The 20,778-nt window shown below is 71.6% G+C and carries 19 protein-coding genes; 14 read left to right on the top strand and 5 right to left on the bottom strand.

The genetic code is table 11. The features are described 5' to 3' along the window. From HW578_RS10135 to HW578_RS10110, 6 genes are all read left to right on the top strand, one after another. Window positions 1-637, top strand: a 637-nt coding sequence (locus HW578_RS10135; protein ID WP_198370438.1) for a TRAP transporter small permease subunit, incomplete at its 5' end; no start/stop codon positions are given. Next, window positions 634-1,998, top strand: a complete 1,365-nt coding sequence (locus HW578_RS10130) for a TRAP transporter large permease (RefSeq protein ID WP_198370437.1) — start codon at window positions 634-636, stop codon at window positions 1,996-1,998. The genes HW578_RS10135 and HW578_RS10130, both read left to right, overlap by 4 nt. Window positions 1,999-2,020: 22 nt before the next feature. Continuing rightward, on the top strand, window positions 2,021-4,099 hold the full coding sequence (locus HW578_RS10125; RefSeq protein WP_198370436.1) for a hydantoinase/oxoprolinase family protein: 2,079 nt from the start codon (window positions 2,021-2,023) through the stop codon (window positions 4,097-4,099). Further along, window positions 4,096-5,724 (top strand): hydantoinase B/oxoprolinase family protein, encoded by a 1,629-nt coding sequence (locus tag HW578_RS10120; protein ID WP_198370435.1) that lies wholly within the window; start codon window positions 4,096-4,098, stop codon window positions 5,722-5,724. Before HW578_RS10125 ends, HW578_RS10120 begins: the two co-directional genes overlap by 4 nt. Further along, window positions 5,721-6,194 carry a MaoC family dehydratase gene (locus tag HW578_RS10115; RefSeq protein WP_369407866.1) on the top strand — a complete coding sequence of 158 codons (474 nt, stop codon included), beginning with the start codon at window positions 5,721-5,723 and terminating at the stop codon, window positions 6,192-6,194. The genes HW578_RS10120 and HW578_RS10115 overlap by 4 nt, the downstream gene beginning before the upstream one ends. 50 nt (window positions 6,195-6,244) lie before the next feature. Next, complete coding sequence (locus tag HW578_RS10110) at window positions 6,245-6,781, top strand: carboxymuconolactone decarboxylase family protein (RefSeq protein ID WP_198370434.1); 537 nt, start codon at window positions 6,245-6,247, stop codon at window positions 6,779-6,781. A gap of 63 nt (window positions 6,782-6,844) precedes the next feature. Here HW578_RS10110 and HW578_RS10105 read toward each other — a convergent pair whose 3' ends face one another. Both HW578_RS10105 and HW578_RS10100 read right to left on the bottom strand, forming a co-directional pair. Next, entirely contained in the window at window positions 6,845-7,777 is a 933-nt protein-coding gene (locus HW578_RS10105; protein ID WP_198370433.1) for a Bug family tripartite tricarboxylate transporter substrate binding protein, read from the bottom strand. Between the two features lie 76 nt (window positions 7,778-7,853). Next, window positions 7,854-8,060 carry a hypothetical protein gene (locus HW578_RS10100; protein WP_198370432.1) on the bottom strand — a complete coding sequence of 69 codons (207 nt, stop codon included), beginning with the start codon at window positions 8,058-8,060 and terminating at the stop codon, window positions 7,854-7,856. Between the two features lie 138 nt (window positions 8,061-8,198). On the opposite strand from HW578_RS10100, the gene HW578_RS10095 reads away from it, so the two are divergent. Both HW578_RS10095 and HW578_RS10090 read left to right on the top strand, forming a co-directional pair. Then, window positions 8,199-9,401: a Zn-dependent hydrolase gene (locus HW578_RS10095; RefSeq protein ID WP_198370431.1), complete on the top strand. Its 1,203-nt coding sequence runs from the start codon at window positions 8,199-8,201 to the stop codon at window positions 9,399-9,401. Window positions 9,402-9,536: 135 nt separating this feature from the next. Continuing rightward, window positions 9,537-10,460, top strand: coding sequence for a sulfotransferase domain-containing protein (locus HW578_RS10090; RefSeq protein ID WP_198370430.1), 924 nt, complete (start codon window positions 9,537-9,539; stop codon window positions 10,458-10,460). A gap of 99 nt (window positions 10,461-10,559) precedes the next feature. Here HW578_RS10090 and pdeM read toward each other — a convergent pair whose 3' ends face one another. Both pdeM and HW578_RS10080 read right to left on the bottom strand, forming a co-directional pair. Further along, the gene (pdeM, locus tag HW578_RS10085) at window positions 10,560-11,264 is read right to left on the bottom strand and encodes a ligase-associated DNA damage response endonuclease PdeM (protein WP_198370429.1); all 705 of its coding nucleotides are present in this window, start codon (window positions 11,262-11,264) and stop codon (window positions 10,560-10,562) included. After that, window positions 11,264-13,792 (bottom strand): ligase-associated DNA damage response DEXH box helicase, encoded by a 2,529-nt coding sequence (locus HW578_RS10080; RefSeq protein WP_198370428.1) that lies wholly within the window; start codon window positions 13,790-13,792, stop codon window positions 11,264-11,266. The genes pdeM and HW578_RS10080 overlap by 1 nt, the downstream gene beginning before the upstream one ends. Before the next feature lie 47 nt (window positions 13,793-13,839). On the opposite strand from HW578_RS10080, the gene HW578_RS10075 reads away from it, so the two are divergent. The 6 genes from HW578_RS10075 (at window position 13,840) to HW578_RS10050 (ending at window position 19,175) form a co-directional block, all read left to right on the top strand. Continuing rightward, entirely contained in the window at window positions 13,840-14,889 is a 1,050-nt protein-coding gene (locus HW578_RS10075) for a ligase-associated DNA damage response exonuclease (RefSeq protein ID WP_198370427.1), read from the top strand. Beyond that, window positions 14,886-16,493: a cisplatin damage response ATP-dependent DNA ligase gene (locus HW578_RS10070; RefSeq protein ID WP_198370426.1), complete on the top strand. Its 1,608-nt coding sequence runs from the start codon at window positions 14,886-14,888 to the stop codon at window positions 16,491-16,493. Before HW578_RS10075 ends, HW578_RS10070 begins: the two co-directional genes overlap by 4 nt. A 33-nt stretch (window positions 16,494-16,526) precedes the next feature. Further along, entirely contained in the window at window positions 16,527-16,967 is a 441-nt protein-coding gene (locus tag HW578_RS10065) for a Rid family detoxifying hydrolase (RefSeq protein WP_198370425.1), read from the top strand. Between the two features lie 74 nt (window positions 16,968-17,041). After that, the gene (locus HW578_RS10060; RefSeq protein ID WP_198370424.1) at window positions 17,042-17,827 is read left to right on the top strand and encodes an HpcH/HpaI aldolase family protein; all 786 of its coding nucleotides are present in this window, start codon (window positions 17,042-17,044) and stop codon (window positions 17,825-17,827) included. Window positions 17,828-17,950: 123 nt separating this feature from the next. Then, the gene (locus tag HW578_RS10055) at window positions 17,951-18,973 is read left to right on the top strand and encodes a Fe(3+) ABC transporter substrate-binding protein (RefSeq protein ID WP_198370423.1); all 1,023 of its coding nucleotides are present in this window, start codon (window positions 17,951-17,953) and stop codon (window positions 18,971-18,973) included. A gap of 16 nt (window positions 18,974-18,989) precedes the next feature. Further along, window positions 18,990-19,175 carry a (2Fe-2S)-binding protein gene (locus HW578_RS10050; RefSeq protein WP_232478850.1) on the top strand — a complete coding sequence of 62 codons (186 nt, stop codon included), beginning with the start codon at window positions 18,990-18,992 and terminating at the stop codon, window positions 19,173-19,175. Here HW578_RS10050 and HW578_RS10045 read toward each other — a convergent pair. Continuing rightward, window positions 19,144-20,655 carry a GH3 family domain-containing protein gene (locus HW578_RS10045; protein WP_198370422.1) on the bottom strand — a complete coding sequence of 504 codons (1,512 nt, stop codon included), beginning with the start codon at window positions 20,653-20,655 and terminating at the stop codon, window positions 19,144-19,146. The genes HW578_RS10050 and HW578_RS10045 overlap by 32 nt on opposite strands. Between the last annotated feature and the right edge of the window lie 123 nt (window positions 20,656-20,778).

Raw genomic sequence — 20,778 nt, 5'->3', positions numbered from 1 at the left:
CGGGGCCGTCACCCCTTCGCCCGCGCCGCTGCGCGCCGCGCGCGCGCTGCGGCGCGGCGCGGGGCGCGCGGCCTCGGTGATGGCGCATGTGGCGGGCTGGACCTATCTCGCCTGCGCCATCTTCATCACCTTCGACATCGTCGCGCGCGCCTTCCTCGGCTTCTCCTCCCAGGCAACGGTGGAGGTGACCGGCTACATGCTGGCGGGGGGGATCGCCTGGGGGCTCGCGCATACGCTGATTCGCCGTGCGCATATCCGCGTCGATGTCTTCGCCAACCGCCTGCCGGTGCGGCTGCGCGCACCGCTGCATGTGCTCTCGCTGCTGCTGCTGACCATGCTCGGCGTGCTGATCGCCTGGTCGGCCTGGGAGTTGGTGGAGGAGAGCGCGCTGTTCGACGCGCACGACAATTCCGCGCTGCGCATCCTGATGGTCTGGCCGCAGGGCATCTGGGCCTTCGGCATCTCGGCCTTCGTCGTCACCTGCTGCGTGCTGCTGCTGGAGGCGGTGCTGACGCTGGCGGCGGGGCAGGGCGCGGCGCTGGATGGGCTGCTCGGGTCCCGCACGCTCGAGGACGAGACGGAGGAAGCGCTGGAGGCGGTGGCCATGGCGCATGAGGGCGAGGCCAAGGTGCCGTGATCGCCATCGTCTTCCTGCTCGCGCTGCTGGGTGTCACCGTCTTCGCCACCGCCACCACCGGCCAGGCGGTGCCGGTCGCCGAGATCCTGATGCTGGTCGCGGTCTTCGTCGTCTTCTTCGGCTCGGGCGTCTACATCGCGGCGGTGCTGGGCGCGCTCGGCGTGTTGACCGGCTTCATCTTCTCGGACCGGCCGTGGTGGGCCTTCCTGGGGCAGACCCTGTGGGGGCCGTCCAGCAACTTCGTGCTGGTGGCGGTGCCGCTGTTCCTGCTGATGGGCGAGATCCTGCTGCGCGCGGGCCTGTCGGACCGGCTCTACAAGGCGCTGAACGTCTGGCTGAACCGCATGCCGGGCGGGTTGCTGCACACCAACATCGTCTCCTGCGCGGTGTTCTCGGCCATCAGCGGATCCTCGGTCGCGACCGCCGCGACCATGGGCTCGGTCGCGCTGCCCTATTTCCAGGACACCAGGTACAGCCAGCGCATGGTGCTGGGCTCGCTCGCCGCGGGCGGGGCGCTGGGCAACCTGATCCCGCCGGGGATCACCTTCATCATCTACGGGCTGATCACCGAGACCTCGGTGGGCGCGCTCTACATCGCCGCCATCATTCCCTCGCTGCTGGTGACCGGGCTGTTCATCCTGGTGATCCTGGCGCATGGCCTGCGCCACCCGATGGAGAAGCCGCCGCCGCTACCGATCGCGATGAAACTGCGTGCGCTGGTGGACCTGGTGCCGACGGTGCTGCTGATCCTGCTCGTGCTGGGCTCGATCTATGGCGGCTTCGCGACACCGACGGAGGCCGCCGCGCTCGGCGTGGTGGGTGCGGCCTTCTTCGCCGCGCTCGAGGGCAAGCTGAACCTGCGGATGCTGAACGCCTCGGCCGAGGCGACCGCGCGCAACACGGCGCTGCTGGGGCTGATCCTGTTCGGCGCCTACCTGCTCAACTACATCCTGACCATCATCAACGTGCCGCAGGCGCTCTCGGCGCTGATCGCCGGGCTGCCGATCCCGCCCTGGGGGATCATGCTGTGCATCATCATGCTCTATGTCGCGCTCGGCACCTTCATGGAGGGCTTCTCCATGATCATCACCACGGTGCCGGTGGTCTTCCCGATCGTGGTGGCGCTGGGCTACGACCCGATCTGGTTCGGCGTGATCGTGACCATGCTGGTGGAGATCGCGCAGATCAGTCCGCCCGACGGCACGGTGATGTACGTGCTGCAGGGCATGCGCAAGCGGCCCGGGCCGATCACCGATGTCTTCGTGGGCGTGATGCCCTTCCTGGCCGTCTATCTCCTGGCGGTCGTCCTGCTCATGGTCTTTCCCGGCATGGCGCTGTGGCTGCCATCCGTGATGGGCTGACATTTCGAACGGAATTCCGCGCGTGAGCACAGACACCGCCCGCCCCGTCCGCATCGCGGTCGACATCGGGGGCACCTTCACCGACCTGCAGATCCTCGATGCGCGCCAGGGCATCGCGCGCGCCTGGAAGACCCCGACCACGCCGGAGGATCCCTCCATCGGCCTGCTGCGCGGCGTGGGCGAGGCCGCGGAGCGCTTCGGCTTCGCGCTGTCGGATGTGGGGTTACTGCTGCATGGCACCACCATCGCGACGAATGCGGTGCTGGAACGGAGGCTGTCGCGCGGCGTGCTGCTCACCACCGCGGGCTTCGAGGATGTGCTCGAGATCAACCGCCATGTCCGGCGCGACATCTACGGCCTCGCCCCTGATCCCTTCCCGGTGCTGATCCCGCGCGACCGGCGGCTCGGCGTGCCGGAGCGCCTGCGCGCCGATGGCAGCGCGGAACGGCCGCTCGACGAGGCGGCGATCCCCGCGCTGCTGGATCGAATCGCCGCACTGGGCGCGGAGTGCGTCGCCGTTTCGCTGCTGCACGCCTATGCCAACCCGGCGCATGAGCAGCGCCTGGCGGCGATGATCCGCGCCGCGCGGCCGGACCTGCCGGTCTCGCTCTCCTCCGACATCTCGCCCGAGATCCGCGAATACGAACGCACATCGACCACCGTGCTGAACGCGCTGCTGGTGCCGGTGGTGAAGGCCTATCTCGACAGGCTGGAAGCACGGCTCGGGGAGGGCGGCTTCCATCCGTTGGTCTTCCTCGTGCAGTCCAATGGCGGCGTGTGCAGCCTGCGCATGGCGGCGGAACAGCCGGCGCGGCTGCTGCTGTCCGGCCCCTCGGGCGGGGCGCTGGCGGCGGGACGGCTCGCCGCGCTGCTGGCCCGGCCGAACCTGGTGGCGGTGGACATGGGCGGGACGTCCTTCGATGTCTCGGTCGTGCAGGAGGGCCGCGTGGCGGTCATCACCCAGGGCGAGATCGACCGCCTGCCGGTGCGCCTGCCGATGGTCGAGATGCGCACCATCGGCGCCGGCGGCGGGTCGATCGCCGCGGTCGATGCGGGCGGTCGGCTGACCGTCGGCCCGCGCAGCGCGGGCGCGCGCCCGGGCCCGGTCGCCTATGGGCGCGGGGGCACGGAACCCACCGTCACGGATGCGAACCTGGCGCTCGGCCGGCTCGATCCCGACTTCTTCCTCGGCGGGATGATGAAGCTCGACATGCCGGCCACGCGCGCGGCGCTGGAGGCGCGCGTCGGCACGCCCCTCGGCCTGTCGGTCGAGCAGGCGGCGGAGGGCATGCTCACCGTCACCAACGCGAACCTGGGCGCGGCGATCCGGCTCTCGCTGTTCGAGAAGGGGCTCGACCCGCGCGACTTCTGCCTGCTCTCCTTCGGCGGCGCCGGCGGGCTGCATGCGACCGAGGTGGCGGCGGAGCTGGGCATCAGCGAAGTGGCCTTCCCGCGGGAGCCGGGCACGCTTTCGGCCTATGGCATCCTGTTCTCGGATCTCACGCAGGACATCGCGCGTTCGCGCGTGATGCGCGCGTCGCCCGCGAACCTGGCCCACATCGCGGAGGCCATCGCCGCGCTGCGCACCGAGGCCGATGCGCGCCTCGCGCAGGACGGCATCGCGCCCGAGCGCCGCCGCGTCACCATCGCCGCCGACATGCGCTACCATGGCCAGGCCTTCGAACTGCTGGTGCCCTGGGGCGAGGTGAGCACGCCCGATGCGGGCGACCTGGCGGCGCTGGTCGAGGCCTTCCACGCCATGCACCGCCAGCGCTTCTCCTACGCCAACCCCGGCGATCCGGTAGAGATCGTGACGCTGCGCGCCATCGCCACCGGGCTGCTCGACAAGCCCGAGCCCGGCGACCCGCCGCCCGCCGATCGCCCGGCGCTCAAGGGCACGCGCCGCGCCTTCGAGACCGGCGCCTGGCGCGACATCCCGGTCTGGGACCGCGAGGCGATGACCGCCACCGACACCATCGAAGGCCCCGCCATCGTCGACGAAGCCTTCGCCACCCATTGGATCACGCGTGGCTGGACGGCGCGGCTCGGCGCCGCGGGCACGCTGATTGCCCGTCATGCAACGAAGGGTGAGACGCCATGACGCTCGGCCCCATCGAGATCGAGGTCATCCGCAACGCGCTGACCGCCGCGGCGGCCGAGATGGACATCACCATCTGGCGCACCAGCCGCAGCACCATCGTGCGGGAACTGCTGGACTACTCCACCGCGGTGTTCGATGCCGAGGGCAACAACGTCGCGCAATCGGCGCGCATCCCGCAGCACCTGAACTCCATGGGGGCGGCGCTGCGCACGCTGCTCGACCGCTTCGTGGTGGCGGATGAGTGGGGCCCGGACGATGTGGTGGCCACCAACGACCCCTATTGCGGCGCGCAGCACCTCAACGACGTGCTGGTCTTCAAGCCGGTGATGCATGAGGGCCGGCGCGTCGCCTATGTCGGCGCGCTGTGCCACCACATCGACATGGGGGGCATGGCGCCGGGCTCCTATGCGGCGACCGCGACGGAGGTGTTCCAGGAAGGGCTGCGCATCCCGCCGCTGAAGCTGATCGAGAACGGGCGGCTCAACCGTGCCGTGTGGGAGATGATCGGCCAGAACGTCCGCAAGCCGGCGCTGATGCTGGGCGACCTGCAGTCGCAGTTGGCGAGCCTCGAGGTCGGCGCGGCGTCCATCCGCCGGCTCGCGGAGCGCTACGGTGCTGAGGGCATCACGGAGGCGACCGCGCGCATCCTCGACATGAGCGAGGCGGCGATGCGCGCGGCGATCCGCGCCATGCCCGACGGGCGCTACGAGTTCGAGGATTTCCTCGACGATGACGGCATCTCGGGCGAGCCGGTGCGGCTGCACGCCGTGGTCACCGTGCAGGGCGACGAGATCGCGGTGGACCTGACCGGCTGCGCCGACCAGCAGCGCGGGCCCATCAACTGCACGCCGGCCATGTCGAACTGCGCCGTCTACTACGCCATCATCGCCGCGACCGACGGCGCCATGCCGGCCAATGCCGGCTGCTACCGGCCGATCCGCATCACGCATCGCGAGGGTAGCGTGACCAATTGCCGCGCGCCGGCCTCGGTCGCGCATCGCGTCGCGGTGTCGCATCGCCTCGCGAACGTCATGTTCGGCTGCCTGCACCAGGCGCTGCCGGACCGGATGCCGGCCGCCTACTACGGCGGATCCTACGTCGCGACCTTCCAGACCGAGGGCGCCGACGGATCGCGCGAGGTGCTGGTCGAGATCGAGATCGGCGGCACCGGCGCCGCCCCCGGCAAGGACGGCGTCAACGCCTGGTCCTTCGGCATGCACAACAACGCCAATATCCCGGTCGAGATGATCGAGAGCCAGATGCCGCTCAGCATCACGCGCTACGGGCTGCTGCCGGGCTCGGGCGGGGTGGGGGCGCACCGCGGTGGACTCGGGCTGTATCGCGAATGGCGGGTGGACAGCCCGGCCGGCGTCTTCACCGCGAACATGGATCGCTTCCGCTTCCCGCCCTATGGGCTGGCGGGCGGTGGGCCGGGCAGCCTCGGGCGCCTGGTGCGCATCCGTGATGGTGTCGAGACACCCATCGCGCCGAAATCCGACGGCGTGCGGCTGGTGCGGGGCGATATCGTGCGCCTCGAGACCTCCGGCGGCGGCGGCTTCGGCGATCCGGCGGCGCGCGATGCGGCGGCGGCGGCGCGCGACCGCGAATTCGGCTACGTCACGTGACCTTCGACCCCGCCGCGCACCGCATGGTGCCGGAGCAGCGGTGGTTCGAGGACTTCACGCTCGGCGAGCGCTTCGTGCTGCCCAGCCGCACCATGACGGAGGCGGTCTTCCTCGCCTTCCAGGCAGCCTCGGGCGACAACCACCCGGTCCACTACGATGTGGAATACTGCCGCGCGCGCGGCATGCCGCACATGCTGGCCCACGGCTTCCAGGTGGCGATCCAGACCGCCGCCGGCGCAGGCATCTTCCCGCACCTGGTCGAGGAGTCGCTCAAGGGCTTCCTCGAGCAATCCTCGCGCTTCCTCCACCCGGTCTTCGTCGGCGATACGCTCTACGCCGCCCTCGAGGTGGACGAGCTCACGCCGCAGCGCACCACCGGCGTGCTCGGCCTGCGCAGCACTGTGCACAACCAGAAGGGCGTGCTGGTGATGGATGGCCGGCAGCGCTACCTGCTGCGCCGCCGAGCCTGACTTCACGGCCCGCGCCGCGCGCGCCACACTGCGCGGCACGGAGGAACCCCATGGCCCGCATTCCCTATGCCGACACCGCGCATCCCGACCATGTCGAGGCGGCAGGCGCGATCCGCGCATCCCGCAAGAAGATCGGCCACCTGCACCGGATGCTGCTGCACGCGCCGCCGATCGCTGCCGGCTGGATCGGCATGTTCGACGCCATCCGCTGGAAGTCCACCCTGCCGGGGCGGCTGCGGGAACTGGTGATCTGCCGCATCGCCGCGATCAACGGCGCCTCCTATGAGTGGGAGGCGCATGCGCCGATCGCGCTGGCCGAGGGCGCGACCCAGGCCCAACTGGATGCGCTGAAGGACTGGCAGGCGAGCGACGCCTTCGACGCCACCGACCGCGCCGCGCTCGCTTATTGCGACGCGATGACGAAGCAGGTGCATGTGCCCGATGACGTTGCGCACGCCGTGCGCGAGATCTTCCCGCCGCGGCAACTGGTGGAGCTGACCGCCACCATCGCCGGATACAACTGCGTCTCCCGCGTGCTCGAGGCGCTGGAGATCAACGGTGCGGACGTGCTGCCGCCAGACGCCTGATCGTCGGCGGAATCGACACCGGCGCATCACGCCGCCCGGCGCCCGGCCGCCGCGGATCGGGCGCTACTCCGCCGAGCGCAGCCCGGCGGCCTCGATCAGCGTTCGGAACTTCTCGGACTCACTGCGGCTGAAGGCGGTGAAGTCCGTGCGGTTGCGATACAGGATGGGCTGCGCCACGCGCGCCATGCCGGCCACCACCTCGGGGTTGCGGATGGCGCGTTCGCAGGCCGCTTCGAGGCGCGCCATCGCCGCCTCGGGCGTGCCGGCGGGTGCGTAGAGCCCCGACCAGATCGTGTAGACTAGGTCGTAGCCTGCCTCGCGCATGGTCGGCGTGTCGGGGAAGTCGGGATTGCGCCGCTCGGTCAGGAAGGCGATCGGGTGCAGCTCGTATTGCCGGATCAGCAGGGTCTGGTCGGTGAACAGCTGCACCTGGCCCTGCTGGAAGGCCAGCATCACCTCGCCCGAGCCGCGATAGGGGATGTGGTTCATCTCGATGTTCGCGAGCCGCATGAAGGCGACGTTCGAGATGTGCGGGATCGACCCCGCGCCGGTCGAAGCGAAGGGAAAGCCCTGGCCCTGGGCGCGTGCTCGCGCGACCACGTCGGCGACCGTGCGCAGCCCCGACGTCCTCGGCGTCATCATCACCACCGGGCTGTCGGCCACCTGGCAGATCGCCACCAGATTCTCGAGCCCGTAGCCCAGCCCGCGCCGGAAATGCGGCTGGATGGCAATGGGCCCGACAGGGGAGAACAGAATCGTCTGGCCGTCGGGGCGCGCGCGCGCGACCTCGGCCGTCCCGATTGTGCCGCCGGCGCCGGCAACGTTGCGCACCACCACGGGCTGGCCGAGCGCCGCGCCCATCTCGTTCTGCATCATGCGGGCGACGATGTCGGTGGGGCCGCCCGCGGCGAAGTTCACGATCATCTGCACCTGTGCCAGAGCAGGTGCAGCGGGTCCCAACAGCACCGCGACGATCGCGGCCAGCAAACGTGTCATGCGCTTCCTCCCGCCCGTCGTGACGCGGGCCGGTGGGAAGCCTAGGGCCGGCGGCGCCGGCGGTGGAAGCCCGCCGTCAGGCGAGCCGCGCCGCGCCGCCCAGTGCGCCCGCCATCATCGCGAGGGCGGCGAGGTCGCGCAGCTGGTCGGCATTGGCGAGCGGCACGCGCAGCAGCGTGCCGCCATGGCCGCGCAGGTGCAGCTCGGCGCCCTTGGCCGACTGCAGCAGCGCGACCGAGCTCAGATCTTCCGTGGACCGGGGGGTGGACGCCAGGTCGGTCATTTTCGCCCTCTCCGACAGGATCGTCGCGGTTTGCGACACCCCTACAGAAGCGCAGGAAGCCTTGCCGCACGGTTAACGCCACACCTTGCCCCGGCGGATTTTGCGCCGCAGCATGGTGGCACGACGAAGGAGCCCGCCATGCCACGCATCGACGCCGACCGCTTCCTGCGCGACCTGAACGAGCTGCGGCAGATCGGCGCCTACAAGACCGGCGTGCACCGCCCGACCTACTCCCCGCAGGACATGGAAAGCCGCCGTTGGCTGATGGAGCGGCTGACGGAATGTGGGCTCGAGGCCAGCATCGACGGCATCGGCAATGTCTATGGCCGCCACAAGGGCCCCGGGCCGCACCTGCTGGTGGGCAGCCATATCGAGAGCCAGAACCAGGCCGGATGGCTCGACGGCGCGCTCGGCGTCATGGCGGGGGTGGCGCTGGCGCGCGCGGGCCTGCCGGTCGATGTCGCGGCCTTCGCCGACGAGGAAGGGCATTTCGAGGGCGGCTTCCTCGGCAGCCGCTCGATCATTGGCGAGTTGGCGGAAGACGAGATCGACCGCTCGCGATCCCGCAACGACGGCCAGCCCTTGCGCGATGCGCTGGCGGCGGCGGGCCTCGCCGGCAAGCCGCGCATGCAGCTCGAAGCCGGTCGCCACAAGGGCTTCTTCGAGATGCATATCGAGCAGGGCACGCAGCTCGAAAGTGCCGGGCTTCGCGTCGGCGTGGTGACCGGCATCGTCGCCATCTGGCAGTGGCTGATCCGCTTCGAGGGCCAGCAGGACCACGCCGGCGGCACCACCATGGCGGAACGGCGCGACGCGGGGCTTTCCGCCGTGCGGCTGCTGGCGGCGATCGATGCGGAGTTCCCGCGCGTGTGCGGCACGCGTTCGACCTGGACGACGGGGCGCATCACGCTTGAGCCCGGCGCGCCCTCCATCATCCCCGGCAGCGCGGAGGTGCTGTTCCAGTTCCGCGACGTGAGCGTGCCGGTGCTCGAGCGGATGGAGGCGACGCTGCGCGCGCTGGTCCAGGAGAGCAACCGGCGCGAGAAATGCCCCGCCACGCTGGTCCAGAAATCCCGCGCCACGCCGGCGATCTGCGACCCGGCGATGATGGCCGCCCTCGATGCCGCGGCGCAGGCGGAAGCACCCGGGGCCTGGACGCGCATGCCCTCCGGCGCCGGGCACGATGCGCAGTATATCGCCAAGCGCATGCCGGTCGCGATGCTGTTCACGCCCTCGATCGGCGGCATCAGCCACCACTGGGCGGAGGACACCAAGGAGGAGGACCTGGCGCTGTGCTGCCAGGTGCTGGCCGATGCGGCGGAGCGCTACCTCGCGGCGTGATCCGCGTCACCGCGGCGGAAAGTTCCGGCAAGGATCGGCAAGCTCCGGCGATGGCGGCCGGCCATCGCCCTCGTCATGGTGCCGCCCGGGACGACGCCGCTGCGGCGCGCCTCGCACCACGGCAGGAGGGCTTCCATGACAACGGCCATCGCCTGGCCGCGCAAGACGCGCGAGCTGCACAACCACCACTTCGATTCGACCATGTGGAACGGTTTCGCCTTCCGCGACGACGACATCGTCATCGGCACCTACGCGAAATCCGGCACCACCTGGACCCAGCAGATCGTCGGCCAGCTGCTGAGCGGCGGCGCGCCTGACTTCGACGTGGCGACGGCCTCGCCCTGGGTCGACCTGCGCCTGCCACCGCGCGAAGAGAAGCTGCCGGCCATCGAGGCGCAGACGCACCGCCGCTTCCTCAAGACGCACCTGCCGGTGGACGCGCTGGTCTACTCCTCGCGCGCGAAATACATCTACATCGGGCGCGATGGGCGCGACGTGGTCTGGAGCCTGCACAACCACCACGCCAATGCGAATGCGCTGTGGTACCAGGCGCTGAACGACACGCCCGGCCGCGTCGGGCCGCCGATCGAACCGCCGCGCGGCACGATCCGCGAGTACTTCCTCGACTGGCTGACGCAGGACGGGCACCCCTTCTGGCCCTTCTGGGAGAACGTCCGCTCCTGGTGGGCGATCCGGCACCTGCCGAACCTGCTGATGCTGCATTTCGACGACCTCAAGGCGGACCTGCCCGGCCAGGCGCGGCGCATCGCCGCCTTCCTCGGCATCGACGTCGCCGAGGATCGCTGGCCGGCGATCCTCGAGCATTGCAGCTTCGACTGGATGAAGGCGCATGCCGCCAAGGCCGCCCCGCTCGGCGGGGTGTTCTGGGATGGGGGGGGCGCGACCTTCATCAACAAGGGCACGAATGGCCGCTGGCGCGACGTGCTGGCCCCGGCCGACTGCACCGCCTACGAGACGCTGGCGCGGCGCGAGCTCGGCGAGGCGTGCGCGCGCTGGCTGGCGGGCGGTGCGGGCGGCGACGCAGGCCTGGCCGCCTAGAGCCGATTCCGCTCGCCTCGGCTCGCTGCAACGCCTCCGGCCTGTTGTTGCGGCGAGCATCTTCACCCGATCAGTGATGCCACCTGATCGGGATCTGCTCTAACCCCCGGCAAGCGCGGGCATACGCGGCCGGCGCGGCTGGACTGGAAAGGAATAGAGCCGCTCCGCGCCGAGCAGGAAGGCCCGCCCGCCGCGCGGAAACAGCGTCGCGATCGCCGCGTCGCCGACATCGAGCCCGCCCGTATAGGCGCCGAAGGCCGGCATCAGCACGCGCTGGCCATCGGCAAGGAAGCAGGCGCGCGTGACGCTGCCGGCGCGCGTCGGCGCCGCGGCCTTGGGGTGCAGGTGCCCGGCGATCTCGGCGCCGGCGAAGCGCCCCGGCACCGGCACGTGGCGGAAGACGATGCGGCCCTCGGTCCAGGCCTCGGCCGCCAGGCCGGGCAGGCCGGCGGGGGCGGAAGGGTCGTGGTTGCCCGCGACCCAGACAGCCTCGAGCCCGGCCAGCGCATGGACCAGCGCGGCGCGCTCGCTCGCCGCCACGCGCGCGGCGCCCTCGTCGTCGTGGAAGGAATCGCCGAGGAACACCACGCGCTGCGGCCGGTAGCGGCGCAGCAGCGGCAGCAGGCGCGAAAGCGTCTCGCGCGTGTCGTAGGGCGGCACCAGTTGCCCGCGCGCGGCGAAGGCGCTGCCCTTCTCGAGATGCAGGTCAGCGACGCAGAGCAGCCGCCGCGCCGGCCAATGCAGCACGCCGGCGGGGTCGAGCATCAGCCGTTCGCCGGCGATGTGGATCGGCGCGGCAGACATCAGCCGGTCACCATGCGCGGCGCGGCGCGGCGCCATTTCGACCGGCGCCTCTCGCGCGCGACCGAGGTGCCGCGCACGGGCAGCGGGTCGGTGACCTCGGCCAGTGTCTCGGCGAAATGCTCCGCACCGTCGGTCGCATCCGCCACCAGCGCGGCGGCCTCGGCCAGCAGCGCGTCCTCCGCACCACCGGCGACCCATTCGCGCCCTTCCTCGATCAAGGCGGGCACCGCGAGGGGCGAGACGCGATCCAGCACGCGATGCCGGATGCGCCCCTTCACGCGTGAGAGCAGGGACGCGATGCGCGCGACGTCCGTGAGGCCCTGCGCGGCCTCGGCGCGCGTCGCGCGCAGCAGGATGTGGTCGGGCTGGTGGCGGCGCAGCACGTCGTAGATCAGGTCGGAATTCATCGTCATCTGGCGGCCCGATTTCTCCTGGCCGGGGTGGTTCTTCTCGAGCAGGCCGGCGATGGTCGCGACGTTGCGGAAGGTCCGCCGCAGCATCGAGGATTCCGCCAGCCATTCCTCCATCTCGTCGCCCAGGATGTCCTCGGCGAACAGCGATTCGACGTCGTGCGGCTCGAAGGCGGACCAGACGCACAGCACGTAGTCGGTACCGACATAGCCGAGCGGGCCGAATCCCATGCGGTCCATGCGCTTCGTCACCAGCATCCCCAGCGTCTGGTGCGCGAGGCGGCCTTCGAAGGTGTAGGCCACCAGGAACCACTTGCCGCCGCGCGGGAAGCTCTCGACCAGCAGGCCCTCGCGCGGCGGGAGTTCCGAGCGCAGGCGTTGCAGGCGCAGCCATTCGCGCACGGGGTCGGGCAGGTGCTTCCACCGGCGCGGGTCCGACAGGATGGCACGCACGCGCGCCGCCAGATGCGTGGTGAGCGGCATCCGCGCGCCGGCATAGACGGGCACGCGGGGTTCGCCCTCGCCGCCGCGGCTGACGATGACGGCGCCGGGGTCGATGCGTTCGTAGCGCAGCACCTGGCCGCCGAACAGGAAGCAGTCGCCGGGCTCGAGCGTGGAGACGAACCATTCCTCCACCTCGCCGACCAGGCCGCCGCCGCGGATGCGGACCTTGAGCATGGGTGTCTCGACGATGGTGCCGAGGTTCATGCGGAGTTGCCGCGCGACGGCGGTGCCGCGCACATGCACCAGGCCCTCGGCCTCGCGGAACAGCTTGCGGAAACGGTCATAGGCCTGCAGCGCATAGCCTCCATCCTCGACGAAGCGCAGCACGTCGTCGAAGTCGCGCCGCGGCAGCGCGGCATAGGGGCCGGCGCGCGTGACTTCGGCGTAGAGCGCATCCGGGTGGAAGGGCGCGGAGCACGCCATGGCGAGCACGTGCTGCGCCAGCACATCCAGCCCGCCGGGGCGCGGCGGCTCGCCGTCCAGCTCATGCGCGGCGACCGCCTCCGTCGCTGCGACGCATTCCACCACCTCGAAGCGGTTGGCCGGCACCAGCACGGCGCGGGAGGGTTCGTCCATGCGATGGTTCGCGCGCCCCACGCGCTGCAACAGCCGCGACACGCCTTTGGGCGCGCCCACCTGGATCACCTGGTCCACATCGCCCCAGTCGATCCCGAGGTCGAGCGAGGCCGTCGCCACTACGGCGCGCAGGCGTCCCTCGGCCATCGCGGCTTCCACCTTGCGGCGCAGGCCGATCTCGAGGCTGCCGTGATGCATGCCGATCGGCAGCGCGGCCTCGTTCAGCCGCCAGAGCGCCGCGAAGATCAGTTCCGCCTGCGCGCGGGTGTTGACGAAAACGATCGTGAGGCGTGCGTCGGTGATGCGGCGATAGATCTCGGGCGCCGAAGCCAATCCCATATGGCCGCCCCAGGGCAGCCGGCCTTCCGGCAATTGCAGGTCGAAGATCGGCGCCGCGCCGCCGCGCGTCTCCACCAGCCGCACCTCATCCGCCCGTGCGCTGGGCGACAGCCAGGCGCGCAGCGGCGTCGGATGCGCCACCGTGGCCGACAACCCGACCCGCCGCGCACCGGGCGCCAGCGTGGCCAGCCGCGACAGGCACAGCGCCAACTGGTCGCCGCGCTTGGTGCCGGCCAGCGCATGCGCCTCATCGACGATGATGGCGCCAAGGCCGCCGAAGAACGCAGGCGCATCGGGCAGCGAGAGCAGCAGCGTCAGGCTCTCCGGCGTGGTCAGCAGCATCTGTGGCGGGCGTTCGCGCTGCCGCGCGCGGCGGTTGGCCGGCGTGTCGCCGGTGCGGGTCTCGATGCGGATGGGCAGGCGCATCTGCTCGACGGGCAGGGTCAGGTTGCGCGCGATATCCACCGCCAGCGCCTTGAGCGGCGAGACATAGAGCGTGTGCAGCCCCTCGCGCGGATGCTTCGCCAGATCCACCAGCGAGGGCAGGAAGCCCGCCAGCGTCTTGCCGCCACCGGTCGGTGCCAGCAGCAGCACGTGCTCGCCGCGCTGCGCGGCCTGCAGCAGCGCGAGCTGGTGGGGCCGCGGCGTCCAGCCGCGCCCGGCGAACCAGCCGGCGAAAGGTTCTGGCAATGTTCTCATTCGCCGGCCAATATGGCGGCGGTTCATCGCGCCGGGAAGCCACCCATATGCGCCCCGTGAGCGCCCCCCATCCCGAGACCTGGCTGAAGGTCACCCCATCCGGATTGTTCTGCGAGCCGGGCGGATTCTTCATCGACCCGACGCGCGCGGTGGACCGCGCGGTGATCAGCCATGGTCATTCCGACCACGCACGGCCCGGCCACGCGCATGTGCTGGCGACGCGCGAGACGCTCGCCATCATGACGCAGCGGATGGGCGAGGGCAGGGCGGGGGAGACGCAGCAGGCGCTTGCACTCGGCGAGCCGCTCAGCATCAACGGCGTGCGGCTCTGGCTGCGTCCGGCGGGGCATGTGCTGGGATCGGCGCAGGTCTGCCTGGAATGGCAGGGCTCGCGCGCCGTGGTCTCGGGCGACTACAAGCGCCGCCGCGACCCGACCGCGGCGGGCTTCGAGCCCGAGCCCTGCGACGTCTTCGTCACCGAAGCCACCTTCGCCCTGCCGGTCTTCCGCCACCCGCCGGCGGAGGCCGAGATCGCACGCCTGCTGCGATCGGTCGCGCTGTTCCCGGAGCGCACGCATGTGGTGGGCTGCTACTCGCTCGGCAAATGCCAGCGGCTGGTGGCGATGCTGCGCGAGGCGGGGTGGGAACGTCCCATCCACCTGCATGGCGCGCATGTCGCGCTGTGCCGCGTCTATGAATCGCTCGGCGTGCCGCTTGGCGCGCTGCGCACGGCGACGGTGGCGAAGAAGGACGACCTCAAGGGCGCGATCGTGCTGGCACCACCCTCGGCGGTGGCCGACCGCTGGGCGCGGCGGCTTGCCGAACCCGTGGTCTGCGTCGCCTCCGGCTGGATGCGCGTGCGCCAGCGCGCCAAGCAGGGCGGGGTCGAACTGCCGCTGGTCATCTCCGACCATGCCGACTGGGACGAGCTGCTCGCCACCGCCGATGACGTGCAGGCCCCCGAGATCTGGGTGACGCACGGTCGCGAGGACGCGCTGATCCATGCGCTGGGGCAGCGCGGCATCCGCGGCCGCGCCCTGCACCTGGTCGGCCGCGGCGAGGAGGACGAGGGCGAGGAGCCCCCGCCCGCGCCATGAGCCTGCCCGCCTTCGCCGAACTGCTCGAACGCCTGGTCTTCACGCCGGGCCGCAACGCCAAGCTGGCGCTGCTCGCACGATGGTTCGCCACCCAGCCGGACCCGGAGCGCGGCATCGGCCTGGCCGCGCTGACCGACGACCTGGTCTTCTCCGCCGCCAAGCCGGGCGTGATCCGCGAACTCGGCGCCGCGCGCATCGACCCGGAACTGTGGCGGCTGTCCTACGACTACGTGGGCGACCTGGCCGAGACGCTCGCGCTGGTCTGGCAGCCGCGCGCGGGGGTGAACGCGCCGCCGCCGGCGCTGTCCGATGTGGTGACGGCGCTGGAGACGACGCCCAAATCCGAAATCCCCGCGCTGATCTCCGGCTGGCTGGATACGCTCGATGCCGGCGGGCGCCTCGCGCTGATCAAGCTCGTGACGGGGGGCCTGCGCGTCGGCGTCTCGGCGCGCCTCGCGCGCGTGGCACTCGCCGAATGGTCGGGCCAGCCGGTGGAGGCGATCGAGGAGGTCTGGCACGGCGTCGCCTGGCCCTATGCGCCCCTGTTCCGCTGGCTGGAAGGCGCCGCGCCGCGCCCCGACCCTCGCGACCAGCCGATCTTCCGGCCGCTGATGCTGGCGCATCCGCTGGAGGCGCCGGACCTCGCCGCGCTGCATGCGCCCGACTGGCGCGCGGAATGGAAATGGGACGGCATCCGCGTGCAGCTCACCGCCGGGCCGGGCGGGGCGCGGCTGTGGTCGCGCGGCGGCGAGGACATCTCGGCGGCCTTCCCCGAGATCCTCGCCGCGATGGATTTCCACGCCGTGCTGGATGGCGAACTGCTGGTGGTGCGCGACGGCGAGGTCGCGCCCTTCGCCGACCTTCAGCAGCGGCTCAACCGCAAGACCGTCACGGCGCGGATGCAGCGCGACTTCCCCGCCGCGGTGCGCCTCTATGACCTGCTGTTCGAGGGCCCGGACGACCTGCGCCCGCTGCCCTTCGATGCCCGCCGCGCGCGGCTCGAGGCCTGGCACGCGCGCGCCGTCCCGCCGCGCATGGATCTCTCGCCGCTGGTGGGGTTCGACAGCCTCGACACGCTCGCGCGCATCCGCGAGGGCGCGCGCGCCGCCTCGATCGAGGGGCTGATGCTCAAGCGCGGCGATGCGCCCTATGTCGCCGGGCGCACCAAGGGGCTGTGGTGGAAGTGGAAGCGCGACCCGCTCACCGTCGATGCCGTGCTGATGTACGCCCAGCGCGGCCACGGCAAGCGGTCCAGCTTCTATTCCGACTACACCTTCGGCGTCTGGCGCGCGGATGGCGAGCTGGTGCCGATCGGCAAGGCCTATTCCGGCTACACGGACGAGGAACTTCTCTGGCTCGATCGCTGGATCAGGAACAACACCACGAACCGCTTCGGCCCGGTGCGGGAGGTGGAGCGCGGCCTGGTGCTGGAAGTGGCCTTCGACGCGGCGCAGCGATCCACGCGCCACAAGTCCGGTGTCGCGCTGCGCTTCCCGCGCATCGCGCGCATCCGCCGCGACAAGCCGGTGGAGGAGGCCGACCGGCTCGAGACGGTGGAGGCGCTGATCACGACGGCGCTTGCGGGCGACGCCCCGGCGGGGTGAACCTCGGCCGCCACCAAAGCCCGGGAGACCGCCATGATCCGCCTGCCGACCCTCGCCGCACTCGCGCTGATGCTGCCGCTTGCCGCCGCGGCGCAGGACCGGGTCGTCGCCACCCGCAGCGCACCGGAGGCCATCGGCCCCTACAGCCAGGCGATCCGCGTGGGGAACACGCTCTACCTCGCCGGCCAGATCGCGCTCGATCCGCGCACCAACCAGATGATCGCCGACCGCAGCATCGAGGCCGAGACGCGCCAGGTGCTGGACAACCTCCGCGCCGTCGTCGAGGCCGCCGGCTTCACCATGGCCGACATCGTCTCGACCACCGTGCTCATGGCGGACCTCAATGAATTCGCGCGCATGAACGCGGTCTACGCCACCTATTTCCCGACCAATCCGCCGGCCCGCGCGACGGTGCAGGCCGCGCGCCTGCCACGCGACGTCAAGGTCGAGATCGCCGCGATCGCGGCGCGCTGAACCGCCGGCCCGCGCGGCCGATTGACCCGACCCGAGGCGCATGGTGCGCTCGTCCTCCCCGGAGGAAACGCACCATGCCCATCGCCCCCAACCTCGCCCGCCGCCGCCTCGAGAAGGGGGAACTCGCCCTCGGCTTCGGCGTGCATCACCTGCGCACGCCGGCGGTCGGCATGATCGCCGCCGGCTGCGGCTTCGACTGGCTGTTCGTCGACATGGAGCACGGCGCGATGAGCGTGGACGACGCCACGCGCATGTGCATGGCGGCGCTGTCGCAGGGTGTCACGCCCATCGTGCGCGTGTGCAAGGACGCGATCTTCGAGGGCACGCGCTGCCTCGACAACGGTGCGATGGGCATCGTGGTGCCGCATGTGGACACGGCGGCGGAAGCGGCGGCGGTCGTGCAGGCCTTCCGCTACCCTCCCATCGGCAGCCGCTCCTGGGGTGGGCCGCCGGCGCAATACGGCTTCATGGTGAGCGACACCGCCGCCGCGCAGCGCGAGCTCAACGCCGAGATCCTGGTCTGCGTGATGATCGAGACGCCCGAGGCCGTGGCGAACGCCGATGCCATCGCCGCCATTCCCGGCGTGGACAGCCTGATGATCGGCACCTCGGACCTCACGGCGTCCATGGGCATCGCCGGGCAGATCGGCCACCCGGATGTGCGCGCCGCCTATGCGAGGGTGGCCGCGGCCTGCAAGGCCCACGGCAAGCACATGGGCATGGGCGGCGTCTACGATGAGGTGGTGGCGCGGGACTACATCGGCCTCGGCGCGCGCTTCCTGCTGAGCGGGTCGGACCACGCCTTCCTGATGGCGGCGGGCAGCGCGCGGCAGAAGTTCCTGCGCGGGCTGCAGGGATAGGGCAGGGCGGGCCGGGGGCGGCGGCAGGCCGCCCCGGCTCGCCGAATTGAGAATTGTTCGCATCCGTCTTGCGAACGCGTCGCAAATGCGATACCCCTGCGGCACCAGCCCATGAGGTCCCCGATGCTCCGCCGCCCCCTGCTCGCGCTCGCCGTCCTGGCCGCGCCCTTCGCCGCCCAGGCCCAGCCGCAGGAGATCGCCGTCTACACGGCGCGCCATTACGACACCGACGCCGTGCTGTATGACGCCTTCACCCGCGCCACCGGCATCCGCGTGCGCACCATCCAGGCCGATGCCGACCAGCTTGTCGCGCGCATCCGCAGCGAGGGTGCCAACAGCCCCGCCGATGTCTTCATCACCGTGGACGCCACGCGCCTCGCGCGGGCCGAGCAGGCCGGCATCCTGCAGCCCTATGCGCTGCCCACGGTCGATGCGCGCATCCCGGCCGCCTTGCGCGACCCGAACGGGCAGTGGTTCGGCATCACCATGCGCGGGCGCGTCATCATGTACGACAAGCAGGCCGGCCGCCCGGACAGCCTGAGCCGCTACGAGGACCTTGCCGATCCGCGCTTCCGCGGGCAGGTCTGCGTGCGCGCCTCGAACCATCCCTACAACGTGGCACTCGCCACCAGCATGCTGGCCGCCGATGGCGAGGCGGCGACCGAGGCCTGGGCGCGCGGCGTCGCCGCCAACCTGGCGCGCCCGCCTCAGGGTGGGGACCGCGACCAGTTCCGCGCGCTGCCATCGGGCCAGTGCCGTGTCGCCATCTCGAACACCTACTACCTCGGCCATGTCGGCAATTCCGAACGGCCGGAGGACCGCGCGCTGTTCGAGCGCATTGGCGTGATCTTCCCCAACCAGGGCGCGGGTGATCGCGGGACGCATGTGAACGTCTCGGGTGCGGGTCTGGTGCGCACCGCGCCCAATACCGCCGCCGCGCGGCGCTTCCTGGAATTCCTGGTCTCCGACCAGGCGCAGGAGATCCTGGCCCAGGGCAACATGGAATACCCGGCGGCGACCGGCGCGCCGATGCATCCGCTGTTGCGCGCCATGGGCGAATTCCGCCCCGACAGCATCGAGGCGCTGCGCGACCCGGCGCGTGCCACCCAGGCGCTGCAGATCATGCAGCGCGCCGGCTGGCGCTGAGCCCGCCTCCGGCGCCATGCTCGGCGGCATGGCGCCGGACGAGATCATCTGCGACTGCAATCGCCTGACGCGGGGCGATATCGCCGCCGCCATCGCCGCCGGCGCGCGCCGCCCGACCGAGGTCTATGCCCGCTGCGGCTGCGCCGCGCAGTGCGGGCGCTGCCTCGATGTCATCCGCGCGATGCTGGCGGCTCCGCGCTGAGCGCCGCCGCCATCGCCGCGAAGCGCTCCGGGTCGGCCACCACGCGCGGCACCTTGTGCTGGCCCCCCATCTTGCCCTGCGCGCGCATCCAGCAGGCGAAGGCGCCGGGGCGCACCAGCACCACCTCGGGCGCGGCGAGCTGCGCGCCGTCGCGGTGCGCCGCGTAGTCGTCGTTCTCGGCGCGCAGCGCGGCGTCCAGTAGCGCTGCGAGACGCGCGGGGTCGCAGCTTCCCTGCGCCTCGACGCACCAGCGGTGGCGCCCGGCGCTGCCGAGGAATTCCGGCCCGACCACGTATTCCGCCACGGCGATGCCGGCCTCGGCCGCCGCATGCAGCAGCGCGGCCTCGATCTCCTCGCCGGCCAGGTGCTCGCCGAAGGCCGACAGCGTCCAGGAGGTTCGCCCCGTGACCAGCAGCCGCGGCGGCGCGCGATCGACGAAGCGCACCGTATCCCCCAGCACATAGCCGAACAGCCCGGCGCAGGAGGAGACGACCACGGCATACTCGACCCCGGTCTCGAGGGTGGCGGCCCAGTGGCGCGTGGGGTTCGGCGCGTCGAGCTCCCCCACCGGCACGAACTCGAAGAAGCAGCCGCGGTCGAGGTTGAGGCGCATCCCTTCGCCCTCGCCGCGGTCGGCGATGGCGACGAAGCCTTCGGAGGCCGGATAGACCTCCCGCGTCGTGCAGCCCGGCGGCAGGAAGGGTGCCAGCCGGTCGCGATACGGCGCCCAGGCGACGCCGCCATGGATCAGCAACTCGAGGGACGGCAGCGGCGGCACGCCGTGCCGTGCCGCGAGGCGTTCCAGCAGCACCAGCAGCCAGGAGGGCGTGCCGGAGAGCGTGCGGATGTCGCGTGCCGGCGCCTCCGCCGCGAGCGCGGCGAGCTTCGCATCCCAGTCCGGCATGAGCGCGATGCGCTCCGGCGGCCAGGCCCAGCGGCGCAGGAACCAGGGCACCTCGACCGCCGCGATGCCCGACAGGTCGCCGGCGAGCACGCCGGGCGCGACCTGCGTCAGGTCGGTCGATCCGCCCAGGATGAAGGACAACCCGCCGAAGGGCCTTGCCCGCGGATGCGCGGCCAGGTGCCAGACCAGAACGTCGAGGGCGGTGTCGCGATTGGCGCGCACCATCTCCCGCGTCACCGGGATGTGCTTGGTGCGCCCCGAGGTGGTGCCGGACGACAGCGCGAGATAGGGCGTGCGCCCGGGCCAGAGCACATCCTCCAGCACCGGCAGGGCCGCGCCGAGATAGTCGTCGTGCAGCGCCTCGTAGCGCCGCAGCGGCACCGCGCGCTGGAAATCGGCGACCGAGCGTATGCCTTCGAAGCCATGGTCCCGTCCGAAGCGCGTCGCTGCCGCGCGCCACACCAGGCTGAGCAGCAGCGCCTGCTGCGTGGCAGCCGGATCCATCGCCAGCAGGCGCGCATGCCGCCGCGCCGCGACTGCGCGCAGGATGGGCGTGGCATCGAAGGGCGGGGTCATGGCCGTCGCGCCGGAAGGCGCGCGCCTCGAGGGTGCGCCGGGATCCTTGCCCGTGCCGGCCGCCTGAGGCGTCGCGCCGCAGCGCCGGCGCACCGCCCCGGCCCGGCGGCGTCCGGCCCGCTC

The sequence above is a fragment of the Roseomonas rosulenta genome, assembly GCF_016106005.1.
GTDB lineage: Bacteria > Pseudomonadota > Alphaproteobacteria > Acetobacterales > Acetobacteraceae > Neoroseomonas > Neoroseomonas rosulenta.
The sequence above is the reverse complement of the archived record's forward strand: the minus strand, read 5'-3'. Positions and strand labels throughout refer to the sequence as shown.